The 13,277-nt window shown below is 47.2% G+C and carries 14 protein-coding genes; 6 read left to right on the plus strand and 8 right to left on the minus strand.

The features are described 5' to 3' along the window. Positions 1-88: 88 nt before the first annotated feature. Positions 89-352, plus strand: a complete 264-nt coding sequence (locus RBB63_RS10630; RefSeq protein ID WP_309383976.1) for a hypothetical protein — start codon at positions 89-91, stop codon at positions 350-352. A 20-nt stretch (positions 353-372) separates the two neighbouring features. On the opposite strand, the gene RBB63_RS10635 is transcribed toward RBB63_RS10630, so the two are convergent. The 6 genes from RBB63_RS10635 to RBB63_RS10660 all read right to left on the minus strand — a co-directional run bounded on the left by RBB63_RS10635 (position 373) and on the right by RBB63_RS10660 (position 7,177). After that, positions 373-2,739: a DEAD/DEAH box helicase gene (locus tag RBB63_RS10635; protein WP_309383978.1), complete on the minus strand. Its 2,367-nt coding sequence runs from the start codon at positions 2,737-2,739 to the stop codon at positions 373-375. A gap of 39 nt (positions 2,740-2,778) precedes the next feature. Then, positions 2,779-4,101, minus strand: a complete 1,323-nt coding sequence (locus tag RBB63_RS10640) for a relaxase/mobilization nuclease domain-containing protein (protein WP_309383979.1) — start codon at positions 4,099-4,101, stop codon at positions 2,779-2,781. Continuing rightward, positions 4,098-4,505, minus strand: a complete 408-nt coding sequence (locus tag RBB63_RS10645; RefSeq protein WP_309383981.1) for a MobC family plasmid mobilization relaxosome protein — start codon at positions 4,503-4,505, stop codon at positions 4,098-4,100. The genes RBB63_RS10640 and RBB63_RS10645 overlap by 4 nt, the downstream gene beginning before the upstream one ends. 256 nt (positions 4,506-4,761) lie before the next feature. Further along, positions 4,762-6,348, minus strand: a complete 1,587-nt coding sequence (locus RBB63_RS10650; protein ID WP_309383983.1) for a recombinase family protein — start codon at positions 6,346-6,348, stop codon at positions 4,762-4,764. Positions 6,349-6,380: 32 nt separating this feature from the next. Further along, positions 6,381-6,659 carry a hypothetical protein gene (locus RBB63_RS10655; protein WP_309383985.1) on the minus strand — a complete coding sequence of 93 codons (279 nt, stop codon included), beginning with the start codon at positions 6,657-6,659 and terminating at the stop codon, positions 6,381-6,383. Between the two features lie 299 nt (positions 6,660-6,958). Beyond that, entirely contained in the window at positions 6,959-7,177 is a 219-nt protein-coding gene (locus RBB63_RS10660; protein WP_309383987.1) for a helix-turn-helix domain-containing protein, read from the minus strand. Between the two features lie 82 nt (positions 7,178-7,259). On the opposite strand from RBB63_RS10660, the gene RBB63_RS10665 reads away from it, so the two are divergent. Then, a complete protein-coding gene (locus tag RBB63_RS10665; RefSeq protein WP_309383989.1) occupies positions 7,260-7,385 on the plus strand; it encodes a hypothetical protein in 126 nt (41 codons plus the stop codon). A 97-nt stretch (positions 7,386-7,482) separates the two neighbouring features. Then, the gene (locus tag RBB63_RS10670; protein WP_309383991.1) at positions 7,483-8,034 is read left to right on the plus strand and encodes a hypothetical protein; all 552 of its coding nucleotides are present in this window, start codon (positions 7,483-7,485) and stop codon (positions 8,032-8,034) included. On the opposite strand, the gene RBB63_RS10675 is transcribed toward RBB63_RS10670, so the two are convergent. Both RBB63_RS10675 and RBB63_RS10680 read right to left on the minus strand, forming a co-directional pair. Next, complete coding sequence (locus RBB63_RS10675) at positions 8,031-9,131, minus strand: hypothetical protein (protein ID WP_309383993.1); 1,101 nt, start codon at positions 9,129-9,131, stop codon at positions 8,031-8,033. The genes RBB63_RS10670 and RBB63_RS10675 overlap by 4 nt on opposite strands. Before the next feature lie 156 nt (positions 9,132-9,287). After that, entirely contained in the window at positions 9,288-10,100 is an 813-nt protein-coding gene (locus tag RBB63_RS10680; RefSeq protein ID WP_309383995.1) for a hypothetical protein, read from the minus strand. Between the two features lie 482 nt (positions 10,101-10,582). Here RBB63_RS10680 and RBB63_RS10685 point away from each other — a divergent pair, with 482 nt between their 5' ends. The 3 genes from RBB63_RS10685 (at position 10,583) to RBB63_RS10695 (ending at position 13,125) form a co-directional block, all read left to right on the plus strand. Next, positions 10,583-11,248, plus strand: coding sequence for a helix-turn-helix transcriptional regulator (locus tag RBB63_RS10685; RefSeq protein WP_309383997.1), 666 nt, complete (start codon positions 10,583-10,585; stop codon positions 11,246-11,248). Next, entirely contained in the window at positions 11,245-12,462 is a 1,218-nt protein-coding gene (locus tag RBB63_RS10690) for a PLP-dependent aminotransferase family protein (RefSeq protein ID WP_309383999.1), read from the plus strand. The genes RBB63_RS10685 and RBB63_RS10690 overlap by 4 nt, the downstream gene beginning before the upstream one ends. Before the next feature lie 504 nt (positions 12,463-12,966). Next, entirely contained in the window at positions 12,967-13,125 is a 159-nt protein-coding gene (locus tag RBB63_RS10695; protein ID WP_309384000.1) for a transposase, read from the plus strand. Positions 13,126-13,277 lie beyond the last annotated feature (152 nt).

Consider the following 13,277-nt stretch of genomic DNA (forward strand, 5'->3'; position numbering starts at 1 on the left):
TGAGCCTTTTCCTAAGCCCGTCAGGGCTTAGGGTATTGTGTCTTGCGGATTTTCCACAGCGCCGCGCCCCCATACGGCTGGCGGCGCTGTGGAAAAATTCCTCCGCAAGGGCTTTTGCGAGTTCCGGCCTACGGCAAAACAGGGGCGGCTTTGCTCCGAATGCAGGTTGAAAAAACTGACTGCAATGTGGCAGATTGGATGGGTAAGGAATGTATTAATGGATCAGGCAGATAAAGAGAAGAACACCGTTAGTGAGGCGTATCGTAAACTGCTCGCATTGCGCGGAAGTTGCCCTACGATTGAGTTCGATCTTGAGGTTTCCCGCGCTGACAAGCCTCAACCGATGAAGTAACACCTTATTAACAAACCGATCTAAAGAGCTTTGTCAGGTAAGTTGGCGTATATGTCCAATATTACTTTGATGTGTTCTGGCTTGGCTGATTTAACTCTTCCTGAGACAATGCCGCTGACCTTATTAAAGCTTAATCCTTCTGGCAATTTAGTTTCCGTTACTGACAATGCAGCATATGCTTCCATGCCCGTGCGTTCTGCATGTGCGCGTATTTTCCGGCGCTCCAATTCTAAGATTGGCCTCTTTTTTACATCAGATTGAACAGAAAAAGCGTTAAGTATTGCCTCAATATGAGATGGTTCAGCTGTTTTGGTAGCTCCAGATATTATACTGTTAGCCTTAGTTTTATCTAAGCCCTCTGGCGGATTATCCATTTTATCAAATAGACTATACCCTCCCAGTCCGGTTCGCTCCACCTGTTCGCGCATTTGCTTACGTTCTAATTCTGTAATTAATCTCATCTTCGCATCAGGCTGGGCTGCATAAGTTTCTAAAATTACCGTAATATGCGAAGGCTTTGCTGATTTTTTTTGACCCGATATAATTTTAATTGCATTACGTTTTGTTAGATCGCTTGGCTTTACTTTTATAAGCTCAAAAAGGGACATTCCTTTTAATCCGGTTCGCTCCACCTGTTCGCGTATTTGTTTACGTTCTAATTCTGTAATTGATTTTATCTTCGCATCAGGCTGATCTGCATACGTTTCTAGAATTGAGGTAATATGCGATGCCTCTGCTGTTTTGTTTTTACCAGCTACAATTACGTAAGTTTTATGGCTGTCTAAACCTTCTGGTGGTGATTTCATTTTGGCAAACAAAGCACATCCTCCTAATCCAGTGCGCTTTTCTTCTGCATTAATCTTAGCTTTTATTTCTGGGAGAATTTCTTCTAAATGTTCTCTTCTAAGTTTGAATACCTCTTCTTCCAGTAAATATACATCTTCAACTTCTGCGTAATATTCGATGTTTAGATCATCGTCGAATATACTCTCACTCGAACGGCCTCCTCTTGATCGCTTAATCTGTGGAGGAGCCGCAGGCCCCGCAACAAAGGAATCTTCAAGTATCTGTTTGACCGATACCGCACGCCTTAAAGCAGCTCTCCTGAGTTTTTCATCCTCCTCTTTATCCTCGTCACCGATGTAGATCGCGGTGTCAATGACGGTTAAACCCTCAAAACGTTGCTTGGCTTCATTCCACCATTTCCGTGCGCCACGTCCTAGGATCTGGGCTTTGTCGACCACAGAAGCATGCATCGTATCGAAGATTGTTTTCATCGGCTGGTGGTCAAAGCCTTCTTTGAATTTTTCATCTCCAACCACGGCCATATATTCACCGGCTTTATAGGCCGCAAATCGTCTTCTGACTTCCTTGCTGCTGGATAGTTTTGAATGGATGGCTACGGCTACGCCCTTGCGTCCTTGTTCTATCGCACGCTTTTGTAATTCAGCATCGGCATTGAGCATTTTTTCAAGCTGATTGGCCTGATGAATACCCTCCACAAAGAAGCCTGCCTGATTGTCTGAGAGCAAGTCCTGCGTGCGGTTATCTCGGCCTTCTCTAAACAGTTTAACAACATGCTTGTTCCACGTTTTTTGTCTGAGCTTTTTGCTATATGCAATTTGCTCTTCTTTGGTAGCGCATTCAAACTGATCGGAGAGCATAAAGTCTGTAGGTTCAACGCGAACAACAGTGCGCTGGCTTGAAATATAAGAGGCTAATTCACCCTCTTTGACTCCATCACGAATGCCTTTGTAGAAAATTTCTCGTTCGTGTGAGGCTTGCACTGACTTTTCTTCGTCAAAATGTGCTGTCGCTGTGAAGGCAATTTGTGCTGTTTGTCCGTTGAAAACGCCCTTGATGTTTTCGATACGTCGCTCCGATGTTCCGCGGTGCGCTTCGTCCGAAATCAGAATATCGGTATTGTGTGACCCAATTTTTCCATTAACAGACAAATCATACCACGCATCATACGTCATAATCGTGATGGGCATTTTTAAATTTTTACGACCATCGCCATACAGACCGATCTTGCCCTTGAGGTGAGGTGCAAAAGTTTCAATATCCTTTGGCGTATCATGCAGTAGCTGATTTGTAGGGACGACAATAGCGGTTTTTAATTGAATACCGTCTTTTTCGGCGATGCGATATGCTGCTCCAATAATCCCAACAAAAATTGCCGTTTTACCGATGCCGGTTGCGATTTCAAAAAAGCCTTTGAGCTTTTGATCTGTGGGAAATTTGGAGTTGTTGAGATATTTTTTGTAGGCTTCTAAAGCCTGTTTTTGGGTGCGACGAAGCCTTTGACCGCCGTCGAAACCATCTTGGTTCAACAGTGAATCAACACCCCTTTGCAAATACCCAAGTAGCGCATTACCGTCCAGCATCCGCGCTTATAACAATTATGAATAATAATTACAATGTATTTATAGCGACATCCCACGGCTTCGTCTCTGTTGTAGGGTAAGATCATGGGAATGCGTCAATTCGCGTATTTGCTGCAGGTTGCTTCTGATCTTGCTTGGTCCGCGCTGTTCAAGGTGGTGTTCCAGTTGGCGCCGCTCGCGGGTTTGGCGTTTGGTCAGTTGTTTAATGGCATGGTCCCGCTGTGTTTCAAGCCCTGCAACACGTTCATCAAAACGCCACTGCGCATTGGCCAGTGATTGCTTCATGCCATCCAGTTCTTTGCGTTTCCGTTTTTCGATGCCAAGCAAGCGGCGCATAAAGCTTGGTTTGGCTAATCTTGTCTCAAGTTGGCGGATGGCATGTTGCTGGGCGTCGAGCTGGTAATACACGTTCAGGTGGTTGCGTTCATGCTCGATATGCTGCTGGTGCTTGTCCTTCAGGGCGTATTGTTCGGCGTGGTGTTTGCGCTGGAGATCATTTAGAGCCTTGGCCGTAACGCGTTTCCAGTGTTGGCGTTGTTTGTAATTATGCTCATTCCGCTGATTAATCGCACGCTGCACATCTTCGGCTTGTGGCAAACGCGATAAATCCAGATCACGCAATCGATCTTTGAACTGACGTGTTCTTACGTCTTCGAGATGGGGCATCGGATTGATCGCTTTGCCGTGCGGATCAACGATAACCAGCCGCTTACGGCCTTGCGCCAGTATGTAGCCCTTGGAGGATAGGGCGGACACAAACGCCTTGCCGCAATCGGACTGCGCCCATGCGTTTTTAATGACCGGATCGCGGTAGCGGGTTTGCAGACCGCGCTCCTGCTTGGCGCGATTGTCTTCGCGCTGCTGGCAATAGATTTTAGTCTGGCGTTCATAGTCACTGGCAAAGCGCTGAATTTTGCGTTTGGAATTACGCGTATCGGCCACCATGCCGGTTTCTGGATGAACTTTGTTGACGATGACATGCACATGCGGGTGTGCCTCGTCATTGTGACAGACCATGACAGTTTCATAAGCGGATAATCCGAGATGATCCAGAGATTGAAGAGCGGTGTCTTCCATATGCGCGCGGCTTGGTTTCTGGTCTGGGTGCCAGCTCAGGCTGTAAGAGAATACAGGCTTTTGCAGTTTGCTGCCGCGCATACTTTGACCACTGGATTTTTTCAGGGCTTCGCTGTGCATGGCGGTGTAGGCCATCACTCGCCATGCCTTTGCCGGATCGTCTGTAAGCACATTGCGGGTTTGTGTCCATGCAACACGGTCTTGTGTCTGTGTGTTCTTATCGTGCAGGTAATAGGCAAACGCGCCTTTAAAAGATCGTCCGGCTTTGGCGATGCGTGGGATCATTGGCAAGTCTCCTCGGCAGCGCAAATAATAATGCTACGGATTTCATGGCAGATATTTTCAAGGTTCTCGGACGGACGGCCAAAGATATTGGCGTTCTTGGTCATCTGGTTCAGATTATTGCCGATGCGTTTTAGCTGGGCGATGTAGGCGGGGTTCATTTGCTGCGTTACATTGACCGTGATGCGACCTTTGGGTGTGCGGGCAAATGATCGGGCGAGTTCATTCACGGTCAGGCCGATCTTGCCGGCTTCGATTTCAAGGCGGCTGTATTCTTCGTCTGTCAGGCGAAAGATAACGCTGCGGGATTTTTTACGTGTGGTTTTGGCGGTGGGTTGGTTCATAGAATTGGGCCTTTCAGTTTTGAAAAAAGTGAAACAAAAACACGGCGGTGCCGTGTCGCGCATAAGCGCGAAAAAAGGGGGGGGATCAAACGGGGGCGCGTAGCCCCCCCCCCTTTGCGAGATCGGTTAATTGTGAAGATGTTTACATCGTAACAATTAACGCATCTCGCTACGCCGCTTTTCGGCGCAGTAGGGGGTTTCTAGGCAGAGGTCCAGTTGACCAGACCATGATGCGGCTTTGCATCGCGGTTTCCTTTCGTGGGATGAGGCGAATACAAAAAAGCCCCGCAGGTTCGGGGCTTAACAGCGAGGCGCTGGCCTATATATCTTCTTCGAGATGCTTTAGCTGGATTTCCCAATCAGCCAAGGCATTGAATAATTCACTCGAAGAATTTCCGTCAATGCGCGCCATTGAAGTTTTTCCCTCCGAAATTCCCGCTAACAGCTTGAACGGCATAGAATATTCCGGTGTTCGAAACCCTTCGCCGCGAGAGTAAATCAGGTGATCGGAAAATGTCAGTTTCAGAACGGTTCTCTTGTCATTTAAATTCTCTGAATGCCACAGTTTAAGCGGGTTTGACAGGTAACGCATGGCGTGTTCGAACTTCACTTCAAAATCTTTGCGGGTTGGCGCACTGGTATTAAGCTTTTCCTCAAGAACAAATTTTTCAACCTCCAGCGTGGTGATACGCTGCTCATAGGCGGCGATGACACTTGTGCTGCTCGTCTCTACAATCCGATCTAAATAGCCGTTGATCTGCGTATTTATATCGCTGATCTGACGCTTAACGGATGTTCGTATTGAATCCGCTTGGGTGTTTCGTTGATTCCAGACATTGACGAACATATCCCGCACACACGCGAATAATGTTCTTGTTGGAACCATGTTTGTAAGCAATTTAACAAAGTCTTCCTCTATCTCGCGGCGTGGAATGGATTTGCGGTTGCTGACGCACTCTTTGTTGAAACACGAATAATACGGGTATTTTCGTTTCTTGCCCGATGACCAGCACGAAGTAAGCGGTTTGCCGCAATCACCGCAGCAAACTGCACCGCGCAATGGAAAATCGGCACTGACATCTTTGCGCGCCGGTGTTTTAGGTGTGCTGTGTAAGCGGCTTTGAATCCGGTTGAATGTTTCTAGGGAAATTAATCCTTCGTGCTGTCCTTTGCGTATGGTGATGTTCCAAATCGGTGCTTCTACCATCCCTGCGTAAAGCTTGCGTGTTAATAGCTCTGGTATCCGCTGCGGGTGGATGGTGCCATTCGATTTGTCCTTGGGATATTCGGGGCGGGATTCAAGAAAGCGTTTTACCTCCACTTGTGTCTGAAAACGTCCAACTGCAAAGCCTTCGAGGGCTTCTTGCAGGATTGATGCAATCGGTTCGTCCCGAACAAGAATTTTGCCGTGGTGGGATTTGCGCTCATAGCGATATCCTATTGGCGCTTGAAAACACCAATAGCCGTTCATTATGCGGGCGCGCATTCGGTTTTTTGTCTGTTCGGCGTTCTTCTGGCGCTGGTGTTGAGCGGATGCGGCTAGAATGGTTTCGCGGAATACGGAATCGCTGTCTTCGCCAAATTCGATGGAAGGGCTTTCCAGTCGCCCGCCAGCAAATTGAATAGTATCGCGCAAATCCCAATGCGCGCGCACGTCTCTGGCAAGGCGGTTAATGTCATCGATAATAACAACGGGTTCAATATTCCGGTTGTCTTGCAGATATTCCAGCATGGCTTGCATGCCAGGGCGCTGGATGACGCCGCCTGTCACATCATCTGTGAAGACTTTCGAGACTTGATAATTTTTTATGCGCGCGAATTCACGACAGCGCGTTTCTTGTGAATTTAGCCCGTCGCCGCGCTTAAGCTGCGCTTTACTGGATACGCGGGCATAAATGACGGCCATTTGTTGATTGGGTGTAGATAAAGCATGCGGTTTCAATTTTCCTCACAATCTGGATTCTGGGCTAATCCACTGGTTAAAACGGGATGATCTAATGATACCGAATCATGGCGCAAAAGTGGCGCCTTTCTGCGGTTTTGAGGCTCTTTTCCACAAGTGCTTAAATCCATATCGACAAAGTGAACGACGATTTCAAAAAGCGTGTCTAGTAGCGCTCTTTTTTGCGGGTCGGTGAGGTCAAAATGCTTTAGGTGCTTCTCGTAGTCGGTGTGGTCTAAATGCAGGGCTGTAGCGCCCGAACGATGATTGTGCATGCAGAGGTTCCAAAATGTGATGAAGTGAAAACAAAAAAGCGGCTCTATGGCCGCTGAGTAGAACGGGACTGCGCCCGTTAAGGATTGCCTATTAAACAATAAAAATCATAAAATGTCAATATATTCCTATTTTGCGCATGGGTGGGGGCATGGTTTCTACGTTGATTTATCTTGAGCGGGATTACCCCATCTATGCCATCAATGAAAATACCCCGAATTAAAGCCTTTACAGCCTTTAGAATGGTGGATATATCAATCATTATATTTTCAATAATTCAATCAAGAGAATGTCACGGATTTTAATCTACGGGCAGATCATGGGTTAATTTGGCAACATCACATCCAAGGTGGGCGCAAATCTTACAGAGCGTAAGAAAGGATATATTCTGCTGCCCCCTTTCGATGGTGCCATAATAACTTCGATCTATTCCGGATTTTGCCGCGAATTCTTCTTGTGTCCACTGGCTCTTCCGCTCCTGCCGGATGCGGTCGCCAAGAACCCGCAAAGTCTCACTCATGAAATTATTTTCTCAAAAATGATGGATATATCACCACGGGACATAATCAACATTAATCTGAACAAGCCAAACGACTAAAGCAATGGGCAAGAAATATCGTGAAGTCGGGCGCGTCTATGCGCCGGAGAAGGAAAAGGAAAGCGGCTGTGGCCCTATGATTGGGGGCGTGGTCTTCGTCATTATTATTCTGGCGCTGATTGGCAAATGATCGGGCGGCTAGAACCCCGCATAAAACTTGACTGTATCACGGAAAATTGTTATAAAACATCAACTGTCGCGTGTGCGACATGAAGGAGAGCTAAGATATGCTCAATACTGCTTTTACAAAAGCTAAAGGATTATTTGGACCGCGCACAGCAGCTGCGCTGTTTTTTGCTGCCCTACCTTTTACGGCTGCGGCAACGAATACTGCGCCCGCAGATGAGGCGAAGCCAGCTGCGGCACAGCAATTGCCAGAATGGCGCCGCGTGCATAAGTTTGTGCCGACGGAAGAACATCCAGATGCCTTATCGCTGACGTGGAATGTGTCCGAAGATCAGCCAGTGCTTCTTGTTGTTGCCAGTAAAGACCAGTTGAGACGCTATGTCGGTGCGGCGTTTAAGGCGCAAGGTGATATGTATGAGCAATATGGTCGCCAGGTTGTTGTTATATACGATATCGCCGATGGTAAAAATATTGGTGGTATGTATGAATATGCTGGTGGTCTTCCATTTATCTCCGAATCCTCGAAAGATCAGAAAAGCGGCGTGTTGCATCCTTCAGAGATTAGTCAGTCTCTGCCTGGCTTTGCCAAAGAATGCCAAGATCAATTAGGCGACCCCAAAGCGCCTGTTTTGCTTACGCTTTCAATGAATTAGAAATCAAGATTATTAAGGCCCGGTATGGGGTCCTCTGCATTGCTTTCAGCGGCTGGCTCATTTGTTGCTTCGGATTGCCGCTTTTTCATGCCCCCATCGATTAAAATGCCCCGAACCTCTTTCCTCAGCCCTTCATCATCCAGAGAATCAATTGCTTTTTTCAGTTCTCTATCATTCTTTGCCTCATCCATAACCTTTTCATAGGCAGCTGTTTTGGCTTCGTCGCTTGGATACGTTTCATTGTCATCATAAATTGCCTGTAATTTATCGGCGATGGTTTCAAATTCTTCTTTAATTTTGATTTTGGCCTGCATCTGACCATGCTGATGATCGGCTTCTGCTTGAATCAAGTTTCCTGTTTGGTGCAATAGCTTAACCAAGTCAGCGTCGCTCATATTGTCGTCAATGTTAGTATCTTTACCGAGCTTATTGCGGCCTGCGCGAATTTTATCCAGTGCTTTGGTGCGTTCATCTTCGGTAAACGGTTTACCCGCATCCAGTTTTTCTTTGAGCACTTCGTGGTAGTCTTTATAATCCTGATTCTCGTAAAATTCTGACAATTCCTCCCAACGGCCCTGATCTTCGTCGATGTCTAGTTTCAGACTGGCCGCCATATTTCTAAAGTCGGAAATTGATGTTAGCAATACAACGTCGATCGGTTGCTCATTAGCGAGGCGGGCAATACGGCGAAGATCATCGTCCTTTTTCTGTTTTTCTTGTCGCTTTTTCTCATCTTGGGCGGTGTTTGCGCCGCGAATAGGGGTGCCTGAGCTGCTGGTATCGTGGCCCATGCGTTCGCGTGTGCCTAAATCCTTTGCTTTATCGATGGCGGCATCTGCCAGTTTGCCGGATGCGGCAACGGCTTCTTTTTCATTTGTTACAGTGTCCTGTGCTTCTTCAAAGGTGGATCCTTTAAGATGTTCGAAAGGATCGTTAAGCGCATAATTATTTTGCTGCAGCGCGTCATGGTCGCTGGCGACCTGAGCGCCCTTGTTTGCGCCAGCGGTATGATCTTCGGCATTAGAATCGACGACTGAGGCGCGTTTTGCGCTCAGTTCGTCGCCCTGCATGTTTTGTTGATCCGGTTTCTCAACCATAATAGCCCCACTATTACTGTCGTTTAATACGCCTCTTAATGGACGTTTTTGCTCAACGTAAGTATGATTATAGGGGAAAATGGTTAATGATTATGTAAATGTTGTTTCAATTTTATCCAAATTTTATCTATCTAGGAAAATAGCTGTGGCAGCGGGTTAGGTGGCTGTTTTTGCGGCTTCAGACCATGCGTTCATAACGTAGTCGAGATGTTCAGGGCAGACCCAAATGCTTTCACCCTTGGAAAGCCATCTGTAGACTTCCGCTGAGGTTAGGCCGTCTGGGACATCATTAAAGCTTTCTAAAAGCTGCCGAGGGTTCAGGCCGCTTTGCTTTTGCAGTTTGCGTAAGGTGCCTCGTGTTTCGCGGGTAAGCTCGATCTGGGGAATGTCTTTCTTTGTCCGCTCACCATCTTCAAGCACGGTTATCTGACCGATGCGCTGGCGGGGTGATGGAATTTCTTTCTCTGGCAATTTAGAAAGCGCCTCAAATACGAAATCGTAATGTTCGGGAATGGCATTCTGGGTTTCGCCGTTCAGCCAGTTATAAACCATATTAGGGCTTAGGTTAGGCGGGATATCTTTACACTCACGGAAGAGCTGCGTCATGTTCGCGCCAGTTATATCAACGAGTTCTTGCAGTGCGTTGCGCTGATCCTCGGTAAGTCTGGTAAAGGCTGATGGATTACACCGAAGAGGGCGCGGCATGCCTGCATCTGGCAGGGATTGCCACGTGTCCAAAGTTTTTTGCAAATGGTCTAGCTGTGCCGTTGTTACGGTGCCGCTGATCCAACTGCTGACCATCCCAGCGGTTAAGCCTTCTGGCGCTGCTTGCATCTGCTCAAGCAATTGTTGCGGACGAATGCCGGTGCGCTCGGTTTCAGAGCGCAATAATTCCCTGTGTTCATCGGTCAAAGTGATGCGGCATAGCGCTGGATTTGTAATCAGGTTGTTCATTTTGCTATCATACATGATGTGCCATATTTGAGAAGAGAGGCACATAAGAACCGAAGTTACCGATTGCTCGATAACTCCGGTCCCTATTGTGTGTGCAGGGATCATTACCTACGCGTGTGGTGTAGGTAACTCACCTTCCTGAAGGCCGACGCTCACGAAGAACACAGGAAACGACCTACAGGAACTGTAGTAACCGCTTGTGCGGTAATTCTGTTTTGTTGTGGGGTTGCTGGCTTTTGTCACACCCGCCGTTTATCCGGCGCTGTTTTATCAGCGTTCCAGCATATTTCGAATCGTGAACCCTAACTTTTTCTCAATACCCGTCTTTTGCGGATTATTGATGTATTCATTCACTCTTATTTTTCCCACACAGCTTTATTTATTAAATAAAACTATGAAGTTTCTAAACTTATTCTAAATAAATGTCAATAATTAGTTTACTTACTAAATACTTTTATGTATTTATATCATGTTTTATAGACATGTGTGCATAAATTATGAAGATTACCAATGATGCTATGCGAGCCGCGAGGGCTTTGCTGGGATTAACCCAGCAGGATGTTGAGAATGCAACGGGTGTTGCAGCTCAACTTTTGTCGCCCTATGAGATCGGCAAAAAATCCTTGAGCGAAAAGAGCAAGGATATGCTGGTAAGCTTTTATCGTGAGCATGGCATCCGTTTTACACCCTTCGGTGGTGTTGAATTCGCTCCCAAGGAATACGTCTATGAGTGGCACGGGAAAGAAGGTTTTGCCCGTTTTCGTGCCGATGTTCTGGCAGAAGCGCAAAAACCGGATTGTGACATCTGTATCAGCAGTATTGACGAGCGTGAGTTTGATAAATGGGGCGCTGGTGAAATCAATGAAAGCTATCGCAATGCAATGGCGGAATTGCGCTCAAAGAGAATCGATTACCATTTCAGATCATTAGCCAAAGAGGGCGACCGGCATTTTTCAGCGCATCGTCACTCGCAATATCGATGGATACCGGAAGCGGAGTTTGCCGATTTCCCTTATTACATTTATGGCGACAAAACAGCGATGCTTCTGTTTGAACGCGAAGACATGCATATTTTTGTCATCACGCATCCGATCATAACGCAATTCTTCCGCAACCAGTTCAACAGCATGTGGGATCGGGCTATCCCTGTGGAGGATGAATGAGCATCCTTGGGTTGGTTGAGAATTTTAACGCGAGTTATTACAGAAAACTGAATTTGGTAGCGAGTGAGAATATCACCTCTGCGGCGGTGCGCTATGCTCTGCAATCTGACTTTGGCCATAGATATGGCATGCCGGAAAAGAAAGATCCCGCGGTTTGGGATTATCCAGATCAGGATTCTATTCGGGCGATTACCCGTAAGGCTGAGAATTTGGCTTGTGGCCTGTTTCATGCAGTTGCTGCCGATGTAAACCCATTGTCCGGCAATCAGGTTGCCATGATTATGCTGACAAGCTTGCTGCAGGAAGGGGATAGCTTTTTATCCGTGCCTGCCGATTGCGGAGGACATTTTGCGACGGAGAAAATTGCGGTAGAGCGCGGGTATAGTCGACTTGATATCCCTTATCGCGATGGAAGGCTGGATGTTGAGCAAACTGCAAATCTTGTGCGTCAACATCAGGCCAAGCTTATCTTCCTCGATGCCAGCATGGTTCTTTTCCCATACCCGCTACGGGAATTGCGCGTAGCTGTGGGCGATGATGTGATTATTTCTTACGATGGATCGCACACGATGGGTATTATTGCGGGTGGTCAATTCCAGTCGCCAATAGAAGAAGGCGCAGACTTTTTCCATGGCAGCACCCATAAGTCATTTTGGGGACCGCAGAAGGCCATTATAACGTCTGCGCATTCTCCTGACGAATATGCACCGGCCAAAGCTGTGTTTTCGCGGGTTATGCCGTTGTTTGTTTCTAATGCGCATCCTCATCATATTGCAGCCTTGGGGATTGCTCTTGAGGAATCGCAGAAATTTGGTCGTGAATATGCGGATCATGTGGTTAAGAATGCACGCACTCTTGCGCATAGCTTAAGCAATCGCGGATTAAAACCGCTTTTTGAGGGGCAAGGATTTACGCAATGTCATCAAATTATTGTGCCGATCGGCAATAGAGGGCAGGCAGAAGAGGCTTTCCGTCGATTGGAAGCCGCCAATATTAATGTCAACGCGATCCATACGCCTTTCCGAGATGAGTATGGTTTGCGCATTGGCCTGTCAGAGCTTACGCGCCGTGGCATTGTTAATGGCGAAATGCAGGCAACAGGCGAATTGATTGCCGATGCAGTATTAGCACAGCGTGCCGTTGAGGATATCCGGCGTGATGTCGCTGAACTGTCAGGCAGTCATCAAACTATCTATTACTGCAATATAGGGTAGGGCGGGATTAAATCCCGCTCTCATCATCTCCTACCAAACAGCATGCATATTATTACCTGAAATTGCCGGACTTGATAGGAGTCTATTTTCTTGACTAAATCCATAAGTTATTCATTTTCAATGAATAAATGGGCGATTTAATCGAGTTTCCGAGTGCGAAAATGGCGGGTTCGAATCCCGCCCTCTACGCCACTACATCAACGACTTACGGAATTCCTACCAAATTCCTATCAAAACGGGCTCGCGTTCGCGCGGCACATGGCAAGAGTCGGAAAGCGTTGGCAAACAAAGACCAGAGTCCACTTAAGGGGTGGGAATATCCGGCAGGAAGCGGAATTCGCATTCGTGAAGTCATCAACCGTTACCAGGGAAAGGACTTTGGCGTATCCTATCGCGTGTCGATTCCGGCCAAATATGCAGGCAAACGCGTCTTAAAGGCATGGCCCCCTAAAACTGGCCCATTGCCCGTGAGAAGATTTTCGGTCATAGACACCGTAAGATCATATGAAAAAAGGACGTCGCAGCACAGAACAGATCGTTCGTATCCTTCGCGCCAGTGAAGGCATGAAAGTCGAAGACGCCTGCCGAGAGCATGGCATGAGCACACAGACCTATTATCGCTGGAAAGAGCAATATGGCAATATGGGCGTGAAGGAGGCCTAGCGTTTGAAGGATTTGGAAAAGGAATCGGATCAGCTCAAGAAGATCGTGGCCGATCAGCTTTTGCAGATTAAGGCCCTAGGACCAACGGACATTCAGCTTAGCCATAGGATAGCGCATGCGAGGTAGATGAAGGCCAAGTAGTTTGCGTCGTT

The organism is Cerasicoccus frondis (assembly GCA_031296915.1).
In the GTDB taxonomy this organism is placed as follows: domain Bacteria; phylum Verrucomicrobiota; class Verrucomicrobiia; order Opitutales; family Cerasicoccaceae; genus Cerasicoccus; species Cerasicoccus frondis.

What these genes read in the sequence shown, in the direction of transcription:
- RBB63_RS10655 (WP_309383985.1), bottom strand. Translation starts at nt 6,659, where the DNA reads ATGCACAATCATCGTTCGGGCGCTACAGCCCTGCATTTAGACCACACC.
- RBB63_RS10665 (WP_309383989.1), top strand. Translation starts at nt 7,260, where the DNA reads ATGGGCAAGAAATATCGTGAAGTCGGGCGCGTCTATGCGCCGGAGAAG.
- RBB63_RS10675 (WP_309383993.1), bottom strand. Translation starts at nt 9,131, where the DNA reads ATGGTTGAGAAACCGGATCAACAAAACATGCAGGGCGACGAACTGAGC.
- RBB63_RS10670 (WP_309383991.1), top strand. Translation starts at nt 7,483, where the DNA reads ATGCTCAATACTGCTTTTACAAAAGCTAAAGGATTATTTGGACCGCGC.
- RBB63_RS10695 (WP_309384000.1), top strand. Translation starts at nt 12,967, where the DNA reads ATGAAAAAAGGACGTCGCAGCACAGAACAGATCGTTCGTATCCTTCGC.
- RBB63_RS10650 (WP_309383983.1), bottom strand. Translation starts at nt 6,348, where the DNA reads ATGGCCGTCATTTATGCCCGCGTATCCAGTAAAGCGCAGCTTAAGCGC.
- RBB63_RS10640 (WP_309383979.1), bottom strand. Translation starts at nt 4,101, where the DNA reads ATGATCCCACGCATCGCCAAAGCCGGACGATCTTTTAAAGGCGCGTTT.
- RBB63_RS10645 (WP_309383981.1), bottom strand. Translation starts at nt 4,505, where the DNA reads ATGCGCGACACGGCACCGCCGTGTTTTTGTTTCACTTTTTTCAAAACT.
- RBB63_RS10690 (WP_309383999.1), top strand. Translation starts at nt 11,245, where the DNA reads ATGAGCATCCTTGGGTTGGTTGAGAATTTTAACGCGAGTTATTACAGA.
- RBB63_RS10635 (WP_309383978.1), bottom strand. Translation starts at nt 2,739, where the DNA reads ATGCTGGACGGTAATGCGCTACTTGGGTATTTGCAAAGGGGTGTTGAT.
- RBB63_RS10685 (WP_309383997.1), top strand. Translation starts at nt 10,583, where the DNA reads ATGAAGATTACCAATGATGCTATGCGAGCCGCGAGGGCTTTGCTGGGA.
- RBB63_RS10660 (WP_309383987.1), bottom strand. Translation starts at nt 7,177, where the DNA reads ATGAGTGAGACTTTGCGGGTTCTTGGCGACCGCATCCGGCAGGAGCGG.
- RBB63_RS10680 (WP_309383995.1), bottom strand. Translation starts at nt 10,100, where the DNA reads ATGTATGATAGCAAAATGAACAACCTGATTACAAATCCAGCGCTATGC.